The sequence below is a fragment of the Loigolactobacillus binensis genome (assembly GCF_005405165.1).
GTDB lineage: Bacteria > Bacillota > Bacilli > Lactobacillales > Lactobacillaceae > Loigolactobacillus > Loigolactobacillus binensis.
On record NZ_BJDN01000004.1, the window covers coordinates 137,371 to 155,874 of the forward strand.

General features: G+C 43.3%; 15 protein-coding genes. 13 read left to right on the forward strand and 2 right to left on the reverse strand.

The genetic code is table 11. The features are described from left to right. Positions 1–8 precede the first annotated feature (8 nt). The 13 genes from FFM78_RS03255 (at position 9) to whiA (ending at position 17,001) form a co-directional block, all read left to right on the forward strand. Positions 9–1,025, forward strand: a complete 1,017-nt coding sequence (locus FFM78_RS03255; RefSeq protein ID WP_171001825.1) for an NAD(P)H-dependent glycerol-3-phosphate dehydrogenase — start codon at positions 9–11, stop codon at positions 1,023–1,025. 111 nt (positions 1,026–1,136) lie between these two features. Then, a complete protein-coding gene (locus FFM78_RS03260; RefSeq protein ID WP_137637001.1) occupies positions 1,137–1,544 on the forward strand; it encodes a tetratricopeptide repeat protein in 408 nt (135 codons plus the stop codon). An 81-nt stretch (positions 1,545–1,625) separates the two neighbouring features. Continuing rightward, the gene (trxB, locus tag FFM78_RS03265) at positions 1,626–2,579 is read left to right on the forward strand and encodes a thioredoxin-disulfide reductase (protein WP_137637002.1); all 954 of its coding nucleotides are present in this window, start codon (positions 1,626–1,628) and stop codon (positions 2,577–2,579) included. Between the two features lie 387 nt (positions 2,580–2,966). Continuing rightward, positions 2,967–4,691: a phospho-sugar mutase gene (locus FFM78_RS03270; protein ID WP_137637003.1), complete on the forward strand. Its 1,725-nt coding sequence runs from the start codon at positions 2,967–2,969 to the stop codon at positions 4,689–4,691. Between the two features lie 116 nt (positions 4,692–4,807). Then, positions 4,808–5,443 carry an HD domain-containing protein gene (locus tag FFM78_RS03275; protein WP_137637004.1) on the forward strand — a complete coding sequence of 212 codons (636 nt, stop codon included), beginning with the start codon at positions 4,808–4,810 and terminating at the stop codon, positions 5,441–5,443. Between the two features lie 188 nt (positions 5,444–5,631). Then, positions 5,632–7,638 (forward strand): excinuclease ABC subunit UvrB, encoded by a 2,007-nt coding sequence (gene uvrB, locus FFM78_RS03280; protein WP_137637005.1) that lies wholly within the window; start codon positions 5,632–5,634, stop codon positions 7,636–7,638. Positions 7,639–7,699: 61 nt separating this feature from the next. Beyond that, entirely contained in the window at positions 7,700–10,555 is a 2,856-nt protein-coding gene (gene uvrA / locus FFM78_RS03285; protein WP_137637006.1) for an excinuclease ABC subunit UvrA, read from the forward strand. Positions 10,556–10,762: 207 nt separating this feature from the next. Next, positions 10,763–11,983: an argininosuccinate synthase gene (locus tag FFM78_RS03290; RefSeq protein WP_137637007.1), complete on the forward strand. Its 1,221-nt coding sequence runs from the start codon at positions 10,763–10,765 to the stop codon at positions 11,981–11,983. Positions 11,984–11,986: 3 nt separating this feature from the next. Next, positions 11,987–13,369, forward strand: a complete 1,383-nt coding sequence (gene argH / locus FFM78_RS03295) for an argininosuccinate lyase (protein WP_137637008.1) — start codon at positions 11,987–11,989, stop codon at positions 13,367–13,369. A gap of 215 nt (positions 13,370–13,584) precedes the next feature. Continuing rightward, on the forward strand, positions 13,585–13,971 hold the full coding sequence (locus FFM78_RS03300; protein ID WP_137637009.1) for a hypothetical protein: 387 nt from the start codon (positions 13,585–13,587) through the stop codon (positions 13,969–13,971). A 179-nt stretch (positions 13,972–14,150) separates the two neighbouring features. Beyond that, positions 14,151–15,035, forward strand: a complete 885-nt coding sequence (gene rapZ, locus FFM78_RS03305) for an RNase adapter RapZ (RefSeq protein WP_137637010.1) — start codon at positions 14,151–14,153, stop codon at positions 15,033–15,035. After that, entirely contained in the window at positions 15,032–16,033 is a 1,002-nt protein-coding gene (mgfK, locus tag FFM78_RS03310; protein WP_137637011.1) for a gluconeogenesis morphogenetic factor MgfK, read from the forward strand. The genes rapZ and mgfK overlap by 4 nt, the downstream gene beginning before the upstream one ends. Positions 16,034–16,053: 20 nt before the next feature. After that, a complete protein-coding gene (gene whiA, locus FFM78_RS03315; protein WP_137637012.1) occupies positions 16,054–17,001 on the forward strand; it encodes a DNA-binding protein WhiA in 948 nt (315 codons plus the stop codon). Between the two features lie 114 nt (positions 17,002–17,115). On the opposite strand, the gene FFM78_RS03320 is transcribed toward whiA, so the two are convergent. Then, the gene (locus FFM78_RS03320) at positions 17,116–17,628 is read right to left on the reverse strand and encodes a thioredoxin domain-containing protein (protein ID WP_137637013.1); all 513 of its coding nucleotides are present in this window, start codon (positions 17,626–17,628) and stop codon (positions 17,116–17,118) included. 54 nt (positions 17,629–17,682) lie between these two features. Beyond that, positions 17,683–18,264, reverse strand: coding sequence for an ATP-dependent Clp endopeptidase proteolytic subunit ClpP (clpP, locus tag FFM78_RS03325; protein ID WP_137637014.1), 582 nt, complete (start codon positions 18,262–18,264; stop codon positions 17,683–17,685). Between the last annotated feature and the right edge of the window lie 240 nt (positions 18,265–18,504).

Here is an 18,504-nt window from a genome sequence, read left to right on the forward strand (position 1 = left end):
GATTTATTATAATGAAGAAAATTGCAGTCTTAGGTGCTGGCTCTTGGGGCACTGTTTTGGCAAATTTATTGGTGAAAAATGGCCATCAAGTCACTTTATGGACGCACCGGGCTGACCAGGCCACAGAAATCATGACCCAACAAACTAATCACCGTTATTTGGCGGATTTCAAGTTAGACCCACGGCTTGTTGCTACTGCAGATCTAGCAGCCGCTTTAGCTGATGTGGAAGTGATTCTTTTCGTGATCCCGACTAATGCCACACGCCAAGTTGCACGAAAGGTGGTTACTGTTTTGCAACGCTCACAGCGCCAACCGATCATTATTCACGCCAGCAAAGGCTTAGAACAACAATCACATAAACGGCTGTCCGTTGTGTTGGCCGAAGAAATTCCCGCCGCTATGCGGCAAGCAATCGTTGTACTTTCTGGTCCTAGTCATGCCGAGGATGTTGCAGCTGGTGATATTACCTCCTTGACTGCGGCCTCCAGTGATTTAGCAGCTGCCGAAACTGTACAGCAGTTGTTCATGAATGATTATTTCCGGGTTTACACGAACACGGATGTTGTTGGCGTTGAAATGGGTGCCGCCTTGAAAAATGTGATTGCGATCGGTGCCGGTGCGTTACATGGTCTAGGCTATGGCGATAATACTAAAGCCGCGTTAATGACCCGCGGACTTGCAGAAATTAGTCGGCTTGGAGTAGCCTTTGGTGCACAACCGCTGACTTTCATCGGTTTATCTGGTGTTGGTGATCTGATCGTGACTTGTACCAGTGTCCATTCACGTAACTGGCGGGCCGGTAATCAATTAGGCCAAGGGGAATCTTTAGAGGCCGTTTTGAAAAATATGGGTATGGTCGTTGAAGGTGTTGCTACCACTAAAGCAGCATATGAATTAGCGCAACAGCAACAAGTGGATATGCCAATCACCACCGCAATTTATCATGTGCTCTATGAAAATAAAGATATTGGTACCGAAATTGCGACGTTAATGAAGCGGGCTGGTAAAATGGAATTGGCGTAAGTGGTTTGATGATAATTAAATGAGAACTTTTTAAATTAACAAATTTGCTTTTATGCTATAATCAATGTGCTTTCAAAGATTGATTGAATTCAAAGGAGGAAACAAACCGCCATGGGTGAAGTTATTTCATTTCTACCATCGTGTGAATTTTATTTTAATTTAGGCATGACTGCCTTTTCCAAAAGCAATTACAAAAAGGCCATCACTTACTTAGAGCGTGCACAAACCTTAGCACACACCGATGATGATTATGTCTTTGCTAATTGTCAGTTAGCCATCTGCCTACAATACGATAATCGCTATAACGAAGCAATTCAGCGGCTAGAAAAACTGGATTTACACTATGGTGAACATCACCCAGAGATTCAGTATTTCTTGGCAAATTGCTATGCCTTTATGAATGAGTTTAATCAAAGTTTACAGTACGTTAAAACTTATTTAGCCAGTGGTCAACAAGAATTTAAACATGAAGCGACGGATCTATTATCGCAATTACACCACGAACAAGGAAATTTCTAACTAAAAGTAAGCAAAATGTTAGACTTTCCTAAAAGCGCAGCGTAAGATGGAAACATAAACTTGTGAGATGGAGGAATGAGCATGACAAAACAGGCAGATGTTGTTGTGATCGGTGCCGGTCCTGGTGGCTTGACAGCCGCACTCTACGCGTCACGATCTAACCTTTCCGTAATTATTATTGACCGGGGAATTTATGGGGGCCAATTAAATAATACGGCGGAGATTGAAAATTATCCTGGGTTTAAGTCAATTTTAGGTCCTGATTTGGCGCAGAATATGTACGAAAGTGCAACCCAATTTGGCGCTGAATACGCTTATGGCAACGTGACGAGTGTAGAAGATCAAGGCCAGTTTAAGTTAGTTCATACCGATGATGGTGACTTTAAAGCCAAGGCCGTTGTCATTGCTACTGGTGCCGACCATCGTAAGTTGGGAATTCCTGGCGAAGAGGATTATAGTGGCCGTGGTGTTTCCTACTGTGCTGTTTGTGACGGCGCTTTCTTTAAGAATCGTGAAGTTGCCGTGATCGGTGGTGGCGATTCGGCTGTTGAGGAGGGGCTTTATCTCGCTCAATTAGCTTCAAAAGTTACGATCATTCATCGGCGTGACCAATTACGGGCACAAAAGATTATTCAACAACGCGCTTTTGCTAATCCAAAAGTTGATTTTGTTTGGAACGCTAATACTCAAGAAATTATGGGTGATGGCCAGAAGGTAACCGGTGTTCGTTATACTGACAAAGTATCCGGTGAGGAACATATTTTACCTGCCAGTGGGGCTTTCATCTACGTTGGAATTGATGCGTTGACGACTGGTTTCCAGGATTTAAATATTTTGGATGAAAAAGGCTGGGTCGTTACTGATGAACACATGCGCACGGCGACTCCTGGTATTTTTGCACTTGGGGATGTGCGTCAAAAAGATTTGCGGCAGATCACTACTGCTGTTGGCGATGGTGGTATCGCTGGTCAAGAGGTCTTCAATTATATTCAGTCATTAGGGGATAAAGTTGATCAGCAGGTTTCCGCAAAATAAGTTGAATCATTCTTCATTAAATGAGCAGCACCAATAAAAGTCGACTTTTGTTGGTGCTGTTTTTGTATCTTTAATTAAGATCGGCCTTGTCCAATAAGCATTAACTATTTAACAGTAGCATGCTGACCGCTAACTTGTCGTAGGTAAAATTTGGTCAGTGCTCAATGGATTAGGTGGTGCCACCCTAATTTTTTTGACCTAAGCCGTTATTTTGAAAATCAGGTTGGAAACTGCTGTACAATAGCCATTGTGCATTTCACAAAAGCAAATTTGGACTAGACCAATAATCGGTATATGAAAATTAGATTAGGCCTGACCAAGTAAGTTTAGTGAAGCGCTCCCGTTTGTAGTATACTGTTGATGAATAACTACGAGGAGATGAAGCAATTGGCATGGCAAGATACTTATCAAACTTGGGTAGCATATCCTGGGTTAGATGCTGATTTGAAGGAAGAATTAACGGCAACAACGGATCAAGGACAATTAGAAGACGCTTTTTATGCGCCGATGGAATTTGGTACTGCCGGTATGCGCGGTATTATGGGTCCTGGGATCAACCGGATGAACATTTATACAGTGCGGCAAGCAACTGAAGGCTTGGCGCGTTTAATGGATACATTAGATGAAGCAACGAAAAAGCAGGGGGTCGCTATTAGTTTTGACTCCCGCTATAATTCTGAATTATTTGCGCACGAAGCCGCTCGTGTTTTAGGCGCACACCAAATTCCGAGTTACGTTTTTGACGGTTTGCGACCAACACCAGAATTATCCTTTGCTGTTCGTCATTTGAAGACTTACGCTGGAATCATGTTGACGGCAAGTCATAATCCTAAGCAATATAATGGTTACAAGATCTATGGTCCTGATGGTGGACAAATGCCGCCTAAAGAAGCAGATTTGATCACAAGTTATGTGCGGAAGGTCGCTGATTTATTCGCAATTGATGTGGCCGACGAGCATGCTTTGCGGACGGCTAAATTGATGACTTTGATCGGCGAGGATGTGGATGAGGCCTATCTGACTAACATTAAAAAAGTGACGATCAACCAAAAATTAGTCGATGAAATTGGTCCTAAGCTAAAGCTAGTTTACTCACCGCTGCATGGTACCGGGAAAATGTTAGGCTCGCAAGCATTACATAATGCTGGTTTTACACAGTTTAAGTTAGTTGCCCAACAAGCCATTGCTGATCCGGAATTTCCGACGGTGGCATTTCCTAACCCAGAATTTCCAGAAGCGTTTGATATGGCGATCGCATTAGGTAAAGAAGAAAATGCGGATATTTTAGTTGCAACCGATCCTGATGCTGATCGTTTGGGAACCGCCGTTCGCCAGCCAAATGGCGAATATCGTTTATTAAACGGTAACCAAATTGCGGCTTTAATGTTGGATTATATTTTACGGGCTAATCAAACGGCAGGAACTTTGCCGGCTAATGCAGTAGCCATCAAATCAATTGTGTCTACGGAACTAGCGACGCAAATTGCGCACCATTATCATGTTGAAATGCTCAATGTTTTAACGGGCTTTAAATTTATTGGTGAAAAAATCAAGCAGTATGAAGTAGACCATAGCCATACTTATATGTACGGCTTTGAGGAGAGTTATGGATCGTTGATCAATCCTTTTGTTCGTGATAAGGATGCGATTCAAGGTCTATTATTGTTGGCTGAAATTGCGGCTTACTATCAAAAACAAGGTAAGACTTTGTATGATGGTTTGCAGGATTTATTTAAAGCTTATGGTTATTATGCTGAAAAGACCATTTCACAAACCTTTGATGGCGTTAGTGGTGCTGATAAAATGACCAAATTAATGACTAAGTTCCGGGAAGAACAACCAGTAGCGTTTAATGACGTTAAAATTACTGCAGTGGAAGATTTTGCCCAACAAACTAAGACTTACGCTGATGGGCATCAAGAAAAGATGACATTGCCAACTTCTAATGTTTTGAAGTATTTGTTGGCAGATGAAACTTGGATCGCGATCCGACCATCTGGTACTGAACCTAAGATTAAGTTCTATGTTGGTACGATCGGGGATAGTGAGGCTAATGCTGCCACTAAATTAGCTGCTTTTGAAAAAGCATTAACTGAATTTGCTGCTGAATAAGTGTTTAGAAGCTCAGTCTTAATTGGCTGAGCTTTTTATGAAGCAAAGAACTTGTCAGCTTAAGCAAATATCGGTAAAATAGTAACAATTTAAATCAAAATAGGTAGGTGACCAGCATGGGAATGCATCAATATTTACAAAGTTTAAGCAATTTAGAAACGATCCACCGCGCACCAGGTTATTTTAAATATGAAGAGCATTCAGTTGCGGCACACTCCTTTAAGGTGACCCAGATTGCACAGATGTTAGGCGATATTGAAGAGAATGCCGGTCAAACCGTGAATTGGCGTGCGTTATACGAAAAGGCGTTAAATCACGATTATACCGAACGCTTTATCGGTGATATTAAAACGCCGGTTAAATATGCGACACCGACTTTACGGCAAATGTTGGCGGATGTTGACGCAAATTTAACGGAAACGTTTATTCAAAACGAACTACCAACCGAGTTTCAGGCGGCGTATCGGCGGCGATTAAGTGAAGGCAAAGACGATACACTGGAAGGACGAATCTTATCGGTTGCTGATAAGGTCGATTTACTTTATGAATCCTTTGGTGAGATCCAAAAAGGAAATCCAGAACCCGTTTTTACAGAAATTTATCGGGAAAGTTTACAGACGATTGTTGATTTTGTTGATATGGCCAGCGTTCAATATTTCTTTAAAGAAATTCTGCCTGATTTGTTGGCAGAAAACTTCACTAATCAGGATGAATTGCGGCAGATCACCCAGCAGATCACTGCTGGTAAATAGGGGTTCTAACGGCTTGTTGGCGCGAAAAGAATAAAATAAGTTTTGCTGAACAACATAGTAGCGAAAATATGTTCGCTATGCTAAAATTGAACCAGTAAATTGACAAGTAAGGTTGGGAGTTGCTTCCAACCTTTTTCGTTTGGTGCGTATTTGCACAGTAAATTAGAGTTTGAGTGGGAGGTTATTCTGTGATTCAACGTGAAGCACATCGTGATTTTGAATTAGTTTCGCCTTATCAGCCTGCTGGTGATCAACCGACAGCGATCGCACAATTGACCAAGGGTATCAAAGATGGTACCAAGGCACAGATTTTGCTTGGTGCAACGGGGACCGGGAAAACTTTCACGATGAGTGAAGTTATTAAAAATGTTAATAAACCAACATTAGTTTTAGCACACAATAAAACCTTAGCCGGGCAACTTTATGGTGAATTTAAACAATTTTTCCCGCATAATGCAGTGGAATACTTTGTTAGTTACTATGACTATTATCAGCCAGAGGCTTATGTGCCTTCCAGTGATACTTATATTGAAAAAGATTCTAGTATTAATGATGAAATCGATAAATTACGGCATTCGGCGACCAGCTCGTTATTAGAGCGTGATGATGTGATCGTAGTGGCTTCAGTTTCGAGTATTTTTGGTTTAGGTGATCCTAAAGAATATGCTGATCATGTGCTGTCGATTCGTGTTGGTCAAGAATTGGAGCGCAATGAATTATTACGCCAACTAGTCAGTATTCAATTTGAACGCAACGATATTGATTTTCAGCGGGGCCGTTTTCGGGTACGTGGTGATGTGATCGAGATCTTTCCAGCTTCCCGGGATGAACGTGCGTTACGCATCGAGTTTTTTGGCGATGAAATTGATCGTATTCGCGAAGTCGATGCTTTGACAGGTGAAGTTATTGGTGATCGCGATCACGTCGCCATTTTTCCGGCAACACATTTTATGACCAATGATGCACAAATGGAACACGCAATTGATGGTATTGCCGCTGAATTAAAAACGCGCTTGGCTGAATTAAACGATCAGCATAAGTTGTTGGAAGCACAACGTTTGGAACAACGGACTAATTATGATATTGAAATGATGCGGGAAATGGGCTATACCTCAGGCATTGAAAACTACTCGCGGCATATGGACGGTCGTAAACCAGGGGAACCGCCGTACACATTGATCGACTTTTTCCCGAAAGATTTTCTGATCATGGTCGATGAATCGCATGTGACAATGCCCCAAGTTCGCGGAATGTATAATGGTGATCGAGCCCGCAAACAAATGTTAGTTGATTACGGTTTTCGTTTGCCGAGTGCGTTGGATAATCGGCCGTTGACCATAAAAGAATTTGAACAGCACGTCAATCAGATTGTTTATGTTTCTGCAACGCCTGGCCCTTATGAATATGAACAAACCGATCAGGTAGCCGAGCAGATCATTCGGCCGACAGGATTGTTGGATCCTAAAATTGAAGTGCGGCCGATCATGGGTCAGATCGATGATCTAGTCGGTGAGATCAACTTACGAATTGAGCGCCACGAACGAACTTTTATCACAACGTTGACTAAAAAAATGGCCGAAGATTTAACCGACTATTTGAAAGAGTTGGGTATTAAAGTCCGTTATTTGCATAGTGATATTAAAACTTTGGAACGGACGCAAATTATTCGTGATCTCCGTTTAGGTAAATTTGACGTATTAGTTGGGATCAATTTATTGCGTGAAGGGATCGATGTGCCGGAAGTATCGTTGATCGCTATTTTGGATGCGGATAAGGAAGGTTTCTTGCGCAGTGAGCGTTCATTGATCCAAACAATTGGGCGGGCATCCCGCAATGTTGACGGAACAGTTATTATGTACGCCGATAATATTACTGATTCGATGAAAGGTGCGATTGATGAAACTGCGCGGCGGCGGTCAATTCAGGAAGCCTATAATGAAAAGCATCACATCACACCGACAACGATCAAAAAAGAAATTCGTGATCTGATCTCACCAGTTAAATCAGTACCAGTGGACGAACACAACGGCGAGGCCATTGCTGAAACCGACTTTAATGACATGTCGAAAAAGGAACAAAAAGCCATGATTGGACGGTTAGAAGAGCAGATGCGTACAGCAGCCAAGAATTTGGAGTTTGAGCAGGCGGCGACATTGCGCGATACGATTTTAGAATTAAAAGCAGAAATTGAATAGTGGTACGTGGGGCCTAATTGTTCTATTTTAGGCGCCACATCCTAGTAGGAGGAAATAACTTTTGGCAAACGATAAAATTGTGATTCATGGGGCGCGGGCCCACAATTTAAAAGATATTGATGTGACCATTCCCCGGGACAAATTAGTCGTCGTCACCGGTTTATCAGGTTCTGGCAAAAGCTCATTGGCGTTTGATACGTTATATGCTGAAGGCCAGCGCCGTTATGTGGAAAGCTTATCGGCCTATGCACGCCAGTTTTTAGGTCAAATGGATAAGCCAGATGTAGATTCCATTGATGGGTTAAGCCCAGCTATTTCCATTGATCAAAAAACGACATCCAAGAATCCGCGCTCAACGGTAGGAACGGTCACTGAGATTAATGACTATTTACGTTTGTTGTGGGCGCGGGTTGGCCACCCGATCTGTCCCAACGATGGCACCGAGATCAGTAGTCAAACGGTGGAACAAATGGTTAATCGTGTCCTCGCTTTGCCTGAAGGTACGCGGCTACAGATCATGTCGCCGATCATTCGCGGTAAAAAAGGTCAGCACAAAAAAGTTTTGCAACGCATTCAAAAAGAAGGTTATGTCCGTGTTCGGATCGATGACGAAATTCAGGACGTTGGCGATGATATTGAACTGGATAAGAATAAGAAACATGATATTGATATTGTAATTGATCGGATTATTGTTAAGGCTAGTGCCCGATCGCGACTATTTGACTCGTTTGAATCAGCGTTACGCCTATCTGCAGGGTATGCCACCGCAGACATTATTGGTGGTGACCCCATTTTGTTTTCTGAACACTATGCCTGTCCTTACTGTGGTTTTACGATCGGCGAACTAGAACCACGTTTATTTTCGTTTAACGCACCATTTGGGGCTTGTTCTGAATGTGATGGTTTAGGGATGAAGTTGGAAGTCGATACTGATTTAGTCGTTCCTGATCCGAGTATGACTTTACGTGCCGGCGCATTAGCACCGTGGAATCCAATTTCATCACAATATTACCCACAGTTACTAGAACAAGCGGCCACGGCTTTTGATATTGATCTGGATACACCGTTTAAAAAGTTAAGCGCTGAGCAGCAACAGACGATCCTTTACGGCGCCGGCGACCAAACCTTTCATTTTCATTACGAAAATGACTTTGGTGGGATTCGTGATGTTGACGCTACATTTGAAGGAGTCGTCAACAATGTGGCCCGCCGTTATCGGGAAACTAACAGTGATTTCACCCGGACGCAGATGCGGCAATATATGACTGAATTGACTTGCCCAGTTTGTCATGGCTATCGTTTGAATCCACAGGCTTTGGCGGTTAAAGTCAATGGTGAACATATTGCGGAAGTTTCTGATTATGCGATCAATGACTCTCTAGCATTCTTCAAGCACTTAAAATTGACGGAAAAAGAAAACACGATTGCTAAACCAATTCTGAAAGAAGTGACTGATCGGTTAACCTTCTTGAAAAATGTTGGGTTAGACTATTTGAATTTAAGCCGTTCTGCGGGTACTTTATCTGGTGGTGAGGCGCAGCGGATTCGTTTGGCGACGCAAATCGGCTCCAACTTATCCGGCGTGCTGTATATTTTGGACGAACCATCCATTGGCTTGCATCAACGGGACAACGATCGTTTGATCACGTCGTTGAAGTCAATGCGTGATCTCGGTAATACATTGATCGTGGTCGAACATGATGAAGATACCATGCGTGCTGCCGATTATTTGATCGACATCGGGCCGGGTGCTGGTGAAAATGGCGGCCGGGTAATGGCTGCCGGTACGCCGGCGGAGGTAGAGGCCAATCCACATTCATTAACTGGTCAATATTTAGCTGGAGAAAAATACATTCCACTACCAGAAAAGCGGCGCAAAGGTAATGGTAAGAAAATTCGCATTACTGGTGCCAGTGAACATAACTTAAAGAACATTACGGTGGATTTTCCATTGGGCAAGTTTATTGTTGTCACTGGGGTTTCCGGTTCAGGCAAATCAACACTGGTCAACAGTATTCTGAAGCGTGTCTTAGCACAAAAGCTCAATCGCAATAAACAAAAGCCTGGTCAGTATAAATCGGTTGCTGGTGTTAAAAATATTGATAAAATTGTCGACATTGATCAAAGTCCGATCGGGCGGACGCCGCGCAGTAATCCGGCGACCTATACCAGTGTCTTCGACGATATTCGTGATTTATTTGCACAAACAAATGAGGCCAAGATTCATGGCTACAAAAAGAACCGTTTCAGCTTCAACGTTAAAGGCGGACGCTGTGAGGCCTGTAAAGGGGACGGCATCATCAAGATTGAAATGAATTTCTTGCCGGACGTCTATGTCCCGTGTGAGGTTTGTCATGGTACTCGGTATAATTCCGAAACATTGGCGGTGCTGTACAAAGGCTATAGTATTGCTGACGTTTTAAACATGACGGTGATGCAAGCTTTGAAATTGTTTGAACCGATTCCGAAAATTCGGCGTAAATTGCAAACGATCGTGGATGTTGGCTTAGGTTACGTCACACTAGGTCAATCTGCTACCACTTTATCAGGTGGTGAGGCACAACGAATGAAGTTAGCTTCCGAGCTTCATCGGCGCCAAACCGGTAAAACGTTCTATATTTTAGATGAACCGACTACGGGCTTGCATACTGACGATATCAATCGTTTGTTGACGGTTTTGCATCGCTTAGTCGATGCTGGCAACACGGTTTTGATCATCGAGCATAATTTAGATGTGATCAAAACGGCTGATTATTTGATCGATCTAGGACCAGAAGGTGGCGCCGGTGGTGGTGAAGTTTTAGCAACTGGCACGCCTGAAAAAATTGCAGCGACGCTTAACAGTTATACTGGCCAATATTTAAAGCCCGTTTTAGAGCGGGATAGCAAACGGCCGCGGTTTGAACAAAATCAATAAAAATGAGAGTGAGCTGAACTTAAGCTCACTTTTTTATTACACAAAATCGGTCTAATATACAGCTATATACGAATATTTAACTTGTTTATGAATAAATATCAAAAAATGTTGCATTTTTTTTGTTGATGCGTTATGATGAATCCATTGAATGATTAAAGAAAATTAATTAAGTTTAATAATAATTAAAACGTGTAAGGAGTGGCTTAAATGGCAAAAGAGAAAATTATTTTAGCGTATTCTGGTGGCTTGGATACTTCAGTGGCAATTCCGTGGTTGATCGAAAAAGGGTACGACGTGGTCGCAACTTGTATCAATGTTGGTGAAGTTGGCAAGGATATGGACTTCATTAAGTCGAAGGCCTTGAAAATTGGGGCAGTTGCTTCTTACACTTTAGATTGTCGTGAAGAATTCGCCCAGGATTACGTTACCGTTGCCCTGCAAGGTCATACCTTGTATGAAGGCGAGTACCCGTTGGTTTCCGCCTTGTCGCGGCCATTGATCGCTAAGAAATTAGTTGAAGTGGCGAAACAAGAAGGCGCCACCGCCATCGCCCATGGTTGTACTGGTAAAGGGAACGATCAAGTTCGGTTTGAAGTGGCGATTCGCGCTTTAGCACCAGAAATGAAGATCGAAGCTCCAGTTCGGGACTGGAAATGGTCCCGTGAAGAAGAAATCAACTATGCCAAGGAACATGATATTCCGGTACCAATCAAATTAGGCAGTCCTTACTCCATCGACCAAAACCTTTGGGGTCGGGCCAACGAAGCCGGCGTCTTGGAAGATCCTTGGGTCACGCCACCAGCAGACGCTTACGATTTGACTAATGCTATCGAGGACACACCGGATGAAGCCGATAAAGTCGAGATCGAATTTAAACAAGGCGTGCCGGTTGCCTTAAACGGCGAAAAATTAGGCCTAGTTGATTTGATCGCTAAATTAGATAAAATTGCCGGCAAACACGGTATTGGCCGGATCGATCATATTGAAAATCGGTTAGTCGGCATTAAGTCACGGGAAGTTTACGAAGCCCCAGCTGCCGAAGTTTTGATCAAGGCGCATAAAGCTTTGGAAGATCTGACCTTTGAACGTGATTTGGCCCATTTCAAACCAACCATTGAATTGCAATTGACCAACACCATTTATAACGGCCTTTGGTTCTCACCATTGTTCAGTTCCTTGTTGGCGTTCTTGAAGACGTCGCAACAAGTGGTTACCGGTACGATCCGGGTCAAGTTGTTTAAAGGCAACGCTACCGTTGAAGGCCGGAAGTCACCATATTCCTTGTACGACAAGAATTTGGCTACTTACACGTCGTCAGATACATTTGATCATGTTTCCGCCGTTGGCTTCATCAAGCTTTGGGGCCTACCAACACAGGTTTACACTCAAGTGCAGGACAAAGTGAACGCAGATCAGGCAAAGGAGTAATTTATGGCAGAAAATCATCAATTATGGGGCGGCCGTTTTACCGCAGAGCCAAGCGAATATGTACAAAGCTTCGGCGCATCGATCCATTTTGATCAAAAAATGGCGGCTGAGGATCTGCACGGCTCATTAGCACACGTTGCGATGCTGAAGCACACCGGCATTTTAAAGGGCGACGAAGCCGATCAGATCACGGCGGGCCTGCACACGCTGCAGCACAAATTAGCGGCTGGCGAATTGCATTTCACCATTGAAAATGAAGATATTCATTTAAATCTGGAAAGCTTATTGACTGCCGAGATCGGCCCCGTGGCTGGTAAATTACACACTGCCCGCAGTCGGAATGATCAAGTGGCGACGGACATGCATTTGTACCTGAAAAATCAGTTGCACACGATTTTGGACTTGATTGTTAAGTTACAAAAAGTTGTGGTAGATAAGGCCGATCAGCACGTGGAAACGCTGATGCCTGGCTACACCCACATGCAGCACGCCCAACCGATCTCTTACGCCCATTATTTAATGGCCTACTACGAAATGTTGCAGCGGGACTACGACCGCTTTGAATTTAATTTAAAGCATACCGATCGTTCTCCACTGGGTGCGGCTGCCTTAGCTGGCACGACTTTCCCGATTGATCGCGAATACAGTGCCGCGCAATTAGGTTTTACTGATGTCTACCAAAATAGTTTGGATGCGGTCAGTGATCGTGACTTTATTCTGGAGTTTCTCAGCAACTGTGCCCAATTGATGATGCACCTTTCCCGTTTCTGCGAAGAGATCATTTTGTGGGATACCCAAGAATTCCAGTATGTGGAATTATCCGACACGTACTCCACCGGTAGTTCGATCATGCCGCAGAAAAAGAATCCGGACATGGCCGAATTGATCCGCGGCAAAACTGGCCGGGTCTACGGTGACCTAATGGGCTTGTTGACGGTGATGAAAGGCTTGCCGCTGGCGTATAACAAGGATTTCCAAGAAGACAAAGAAGGCATGTTCGATGCGGTTGATACCGTCGAACAATCGTTGACGGTTTTCCGGGGAATGCTGGCTACGTTGACGGTGAAAACTGACAATCTGGCCCACGCCACTAGTCACGATTTCTCCAACGCCACTGAGTTAGCTGATTATTTAGCCAGCAAAGGCTTACCGTTCCGTCAGGCGCACGAATTAGTCGGCGAGTTAGTTTTGAAATGCATTCAAGAACATAAATACTTGAAGGACGTTTCGCTAGCTGACTATCAGGCGTTGTCGCCATTGATCGCCGCGGATGTTTACCAGGCACTAGATCCGCGTACAGCAGTGGCCCGGCGCAATTCGTTGGGTGGCACTGGCTTTGATCAGATCAAAAAACAAATCGCTGCCGCTAAGGCACATTTACAATGATGACTAAAACTTTGCCGTGCAAAAACGGTAAAGTTTTTTTTATGTCCAATATAATTAGTACGGCTAGTGGCTACTTTTTGTGTGCTCAAATTTTTTCGTTCTCAGTCCGTTATTTCTAAACGCTTTCTCATCTGAATCAACTATAATAAAAGTAGTAAATTGGATAGGGAAATATTGGTTGGTGCTGCTACTAAAACGTTGGGAGGCGTTGCGGTATGAAGAATCAAGCAAAGTTATTAAGTGTCGGTTCATGGCTTTTAGGTTGTGCCGCGATTATGTTGATAACAGCTAACGCGGGCACGCCGGAGTTGGTGCTATTTAATGGGATAGGTATGTGGATTGCCGTAGGTATTTATACGGTGTTGTATGTTTTGCCCTTACTTGGCGGTATGATCAAAATGGACTACGGGTATTATCTTTTAACGGGTTGGTTAGCAATTAGTTTATTGTTGTTTGTATTGGCAGTGATACCGGCATTATTTAGTGGTGGTACGATTGGTGTAAGCATTGGTCTAGCTATTGTGGCACTATTAGGGATCATTGATTTGTTGACTTGGTTGCCGCTGGCATTGATACCGCAACGGCCATTACAAAAAAATTAAATTGTTGTGCGGAAGCTGTGACGTCGGTAATGGATGGCGCGGCTTTTTATTTGTTCCTAAACAGATCCATTTAAGTCGAAGACTAGCAATGATACACCCGGTATGTTACACTTGTTCAGATGTGTTTAATGAGACACTAGGTGGCGTTGCCATTAAAGCGCTGCGAAAGGATGTTAAAAATGGTAGATACGTTAAATTTAGTGGTGATCACTGGGATGAGTGGTGCTGGTAAAACAGTCGCTATGCAAAGTTTTGAAGATCTCGGCTATTTTTGTGTAGATAATATGCCGCCCAGCTTGTTACCAAAGTTTTGGGAATTAGTGAAGGAATCCGGTAAAGTGACCAAAATTGCTTTAGTTATTGATCTGCGTTCCCGGGCTTTTTATGACCAAATGGACGAAATGTTGGCTAATTTGGATAACACTAATTTTGTGACTACGAAAATTCTTTTCTTAGATGCTTCCAATGAAGAATTAGTTTCTCGCTATAAAGAAACACGGCGTGCCCATCCATTAGCGATGGAAGGCCGTTTGTTAGACGGAATCGTTAAGGAGCGGCGTCTATTATCGGAAATTAAAAATCGTTCCCAATTGATCGTGGATACATCTAATTTAACGCCACGACAATTGCGGGAAGAAATTTTTGATAATTTTAAATCGGCGGAAACACAGACCTTTCATGTGGAAGTTATGTCGTTTGGTTTTAAATATGGCGTGCCGATCGATGCAGACATTGTAATGGACGTGCGTTTCTTACCGAATCCCTACTATGTACCAGAATTTAAGAAATTAACTGGTTTGAACCAAGCCGTTTATGATTATGTAATGCAGCAGCCGGCCACAGAAGACTTTTACGAACGTTTCAGCAGCATGCTGCACGTGATCATGCCGGGTTATGAAAAAGAAGGTAAAACGAGTCTAACGATTGCAATCGGCTGCACCGGCGGGCAACATCGTTCGGTGGCGATCGCCGAGCGTTTAGGGAAGGATCTTGGTCAACATTATCCGGTCGAAACTAGTCATCGTGATATGAATAAGCGAAAGGAAACGGTGAACCGCTCATGACAAGATCCCCACGTAATTATCGACGCCCTAAAATGGTGGTGATCGGTGGGGGAACTGGGTTACCCGTTATCCTCAGAAGTCTACACAAACAAAATGCAGATATCACGGCGATCGTAACGGTGGCCGATGACGGTGGCTCGTCTGGTGCTATTCGCAATTATGTGAACGTTGTACCACCTGGTGATATTCGGAATGTTTTAGTTGCGTTATCTAACTTACCACAACTTTATTTGGATATTTTCCAGTATCGCTTTAATAGTGATGATTCATTTCTCGGCGGCCACGCTATCGGTAATTTGATCATTGCTGCGTTGTCGGAAATGCGTTCTGGTATTTTTGATGCCGTTCAAGAATTGTCGAGTATGATGCGTATCGACGGCCATGTTTATCCGGCCAGTGATGATCCCTTGGTTTTGAATGCACATTTTAGTGACGGCACAGAAATTGCCGGTGAAGCAGAAATTACGGCTGCTGGTAAAAGCATTGATCGAGTTTGGGTGACCCCGGCTGATCCGACACACGCCGAACCCCAAGCGGTTCAAGCGGTGATTGCTGCAATTATGGATGCCGACACAGTTGTACTAGGTCCCGGCAGCTTATTTACAAGTATTTTGCCTAATTTAATGATCAGCAATGTCGGGCAGGCGGTTCGACAGACTAAGGCCGACGTGACCTATGTTTGTAATATTATGACGCAAAAAGGTGAAACGGAGCATTTTACTGATGCCGATCATGTGCGTGTTTTGGCACATCACTTAGGGGGTCAATTTGTTAACACGGTATTGGTCAACACGGAACCAGTGCCACCAGATTATTTGGATCACCAAAAGTATGACGAATACTTAGTGCAAGTTGAGCATGATTTTAAGGGTTTACGCGGCTTAGGCTGCCGAGTGATTTCTGATAACTTTTTATCATTGCACGATCGTGGTGTCTTTCACGATGGTGATAAGGTCGCCCAAGAACTGCTGAATCTAGCCTTTCAACCACACGATTAACAAGAAAGTAGGTGGCCGCTTTGGGTTCATATGCTAGTGAAGTAAAAAAAGAACTCACTACGCTGGAGGTTCACCGCGAACATGCGCGGGCTGAATTAGAGGCGTTGATCCGAATGAACGGTTCGCTAAGCATCGCCAATCATCAATTTATTCTAAATGTACAGACAGAAAATCCGGCGATCGCTCGCCGAATCTACGCACTTTTACGGGATAACTACGCAATCGAAGCTGAATTGTTAGTGCGCCGTAAAATGAAGTTGAAGAAAAATAATTTATATATTGTACGTTTGAAACAAGGTAGTACTGTAGTACTCAATGATCTGCACATATTGGCGGGAACCTCAACCTTGTCAACATTACCATCAGCAGAGGTCAAAGCTTCGGATCAAAAGGTACGTTCTTATTTGCGGGGAGCTTTTCTGGCCGGCGGCTCGGTCAATAATCCTGAAACTAGTCGCTATCACTTAGAAATCTACTCATTGTACGAAGAGCACAATCAACAAGTTGCCGCGATGATCAATCAATTTGGCTTAAACGCCCGCGTTACTGAACGTCGGGGAGGCTATATTGTTTATCTCAAGGAGGGCGAAAAGATCGCAGATTTTTTGCAATTGATCGGGGCAACCAGTGCTATGCTTAAGTTTGAGGATATTCGGATTGTGCGCGACATGCGTAATTCAGTTAATCGATTGGTTAATTGTGAAACTGCAAATTTAAATAAAACAATCGACGCTGCCACCCATCAAGTGGAAAATATTAGATTTATTCAGCAGATCGTCGGGTTAGATAGCTTGCCCCAAAAATTGCAGGAAATCGCAATTTTACGGTTAGCTAATCCGGATATCACGTTGAAAGAATTAGGTGAATTGGTTCCCAGTGGCGCGATCTCTAAATCAGGGATCAACCACCGACTGCGAAAACTAATGCAGATCGCCGATAATTTACGTGCTGGTAAAGTGACTTCATGAATGAAGAACAACCAATTCAGTTTAAAATCAGTAGGTACTGAAAAAAGCCGCGGGAACATTTTCTCGCGGCTTTTTAGTATGGCTTCAGTTAAATGGCGTTATAAGATTAGAACTTTAAATCAGCTTGGTCAGTTCCGCCGGTGTGATTTTTTCGTCAAAAATAGCGGCACCAATAATGATAGTGGGAACAAATTGAATATTGGCAGCCTGTGTTTCCTTTAAAACTAGGTCAATCATAGTTTGATTAGGCTGCTTAGGTAAAGCCAGTTGCCGTTCGATGTAGTCATCAATTTCGGAATGACTTAGGTTTTCACCCCAGTCTTTTTGATGGGCGAAGAGAAATTTTATTGCCGCATAAGCCTTTTCTGGTTGCGCGTAAGGAATGTGGTGTTGGGCCACGTTTCCTTTTTGCAATTTTTCTTTAGGCTTATCAAAGAATTTAAAAAATCGTTTGACCCGACCGTTTTGGACAGCAGGTTCTAAAAGTGGCGCGGCCTTTTCAAACCATTGTTTACAGTAAGGACAACGGAGGTTAATAAATTCAATAACCGTAATTGGGGCGTTGTTAGCACCGATTACTAGGCCACGTTGGCTGATTTTAGCGGGATTGATCTGACTTGTCTCCATTTTAGCACCTCCAAAAATACCCTACCGGCTAAGGCCAGTAGGGTAAAAGTGAATTTATTTTTGGTTAACCATGATTTTGTCGATCAAACCATAATCCAACGCTTCCTGCGCAGTTAAATAATGATCACGATCAGTATCTTTTTGAATGGTAGCCAGATCCTGGCCAGAAGCTTCAGCCAAGATCTTGTTCAAACGATTCCGTGTTTTCAAAATTTCCCGTGCTGCGATCTCAATTTCAGTTTGCTGACCTTGGGCACCACCTAATGGTTGATGGATTAAGACCGTTGAATTTGGCAAAGCAAAACGCTTGCCCTTAGTACCAGCCGTAAGTAAAACGCTGGCCATAGAAGCAGCCATGCCCATTGCGATCGTTTGAACATCAGCTTTAATGAAGTTCATGGTATCGTAAATAGCTAAGCCGGCTGAAACAGAGCCACCAGGAGAGTTGATGTAAATTGAAACATCCTTTTCTGAATCCTGCGCATCCAAGAAGAGTAATTGGGCAATGATCGAGTTGGCCATTTGGTCGTTTACTTCACCAGATAACATGATGATACGGTCTTTTAACAGACGTGAATAAATATCGTAAGCACGTTCGCCCCGTGAAGATTGTTCAATGACTGTAGGAACTAACATAGTGTGACCTCCTAAAGTTTCAAGTTTAAATTAATTTTAGCACTCAATTAAGTGTAATGCTAGTTTAGTCTATTGGTCAAAAAAGGTCAAATAATTAGTTGCTAAAATTTCTAATTAATTAATCTGTGGACTTGATTAGGCGTAAGCACCCAATAACAGACCGACTATAAATAGCGTATCGGCCGCGGTATGATAGCCTCATCATAAGAAATGGTGAGGTGTTTTTATGCTCAATAAACC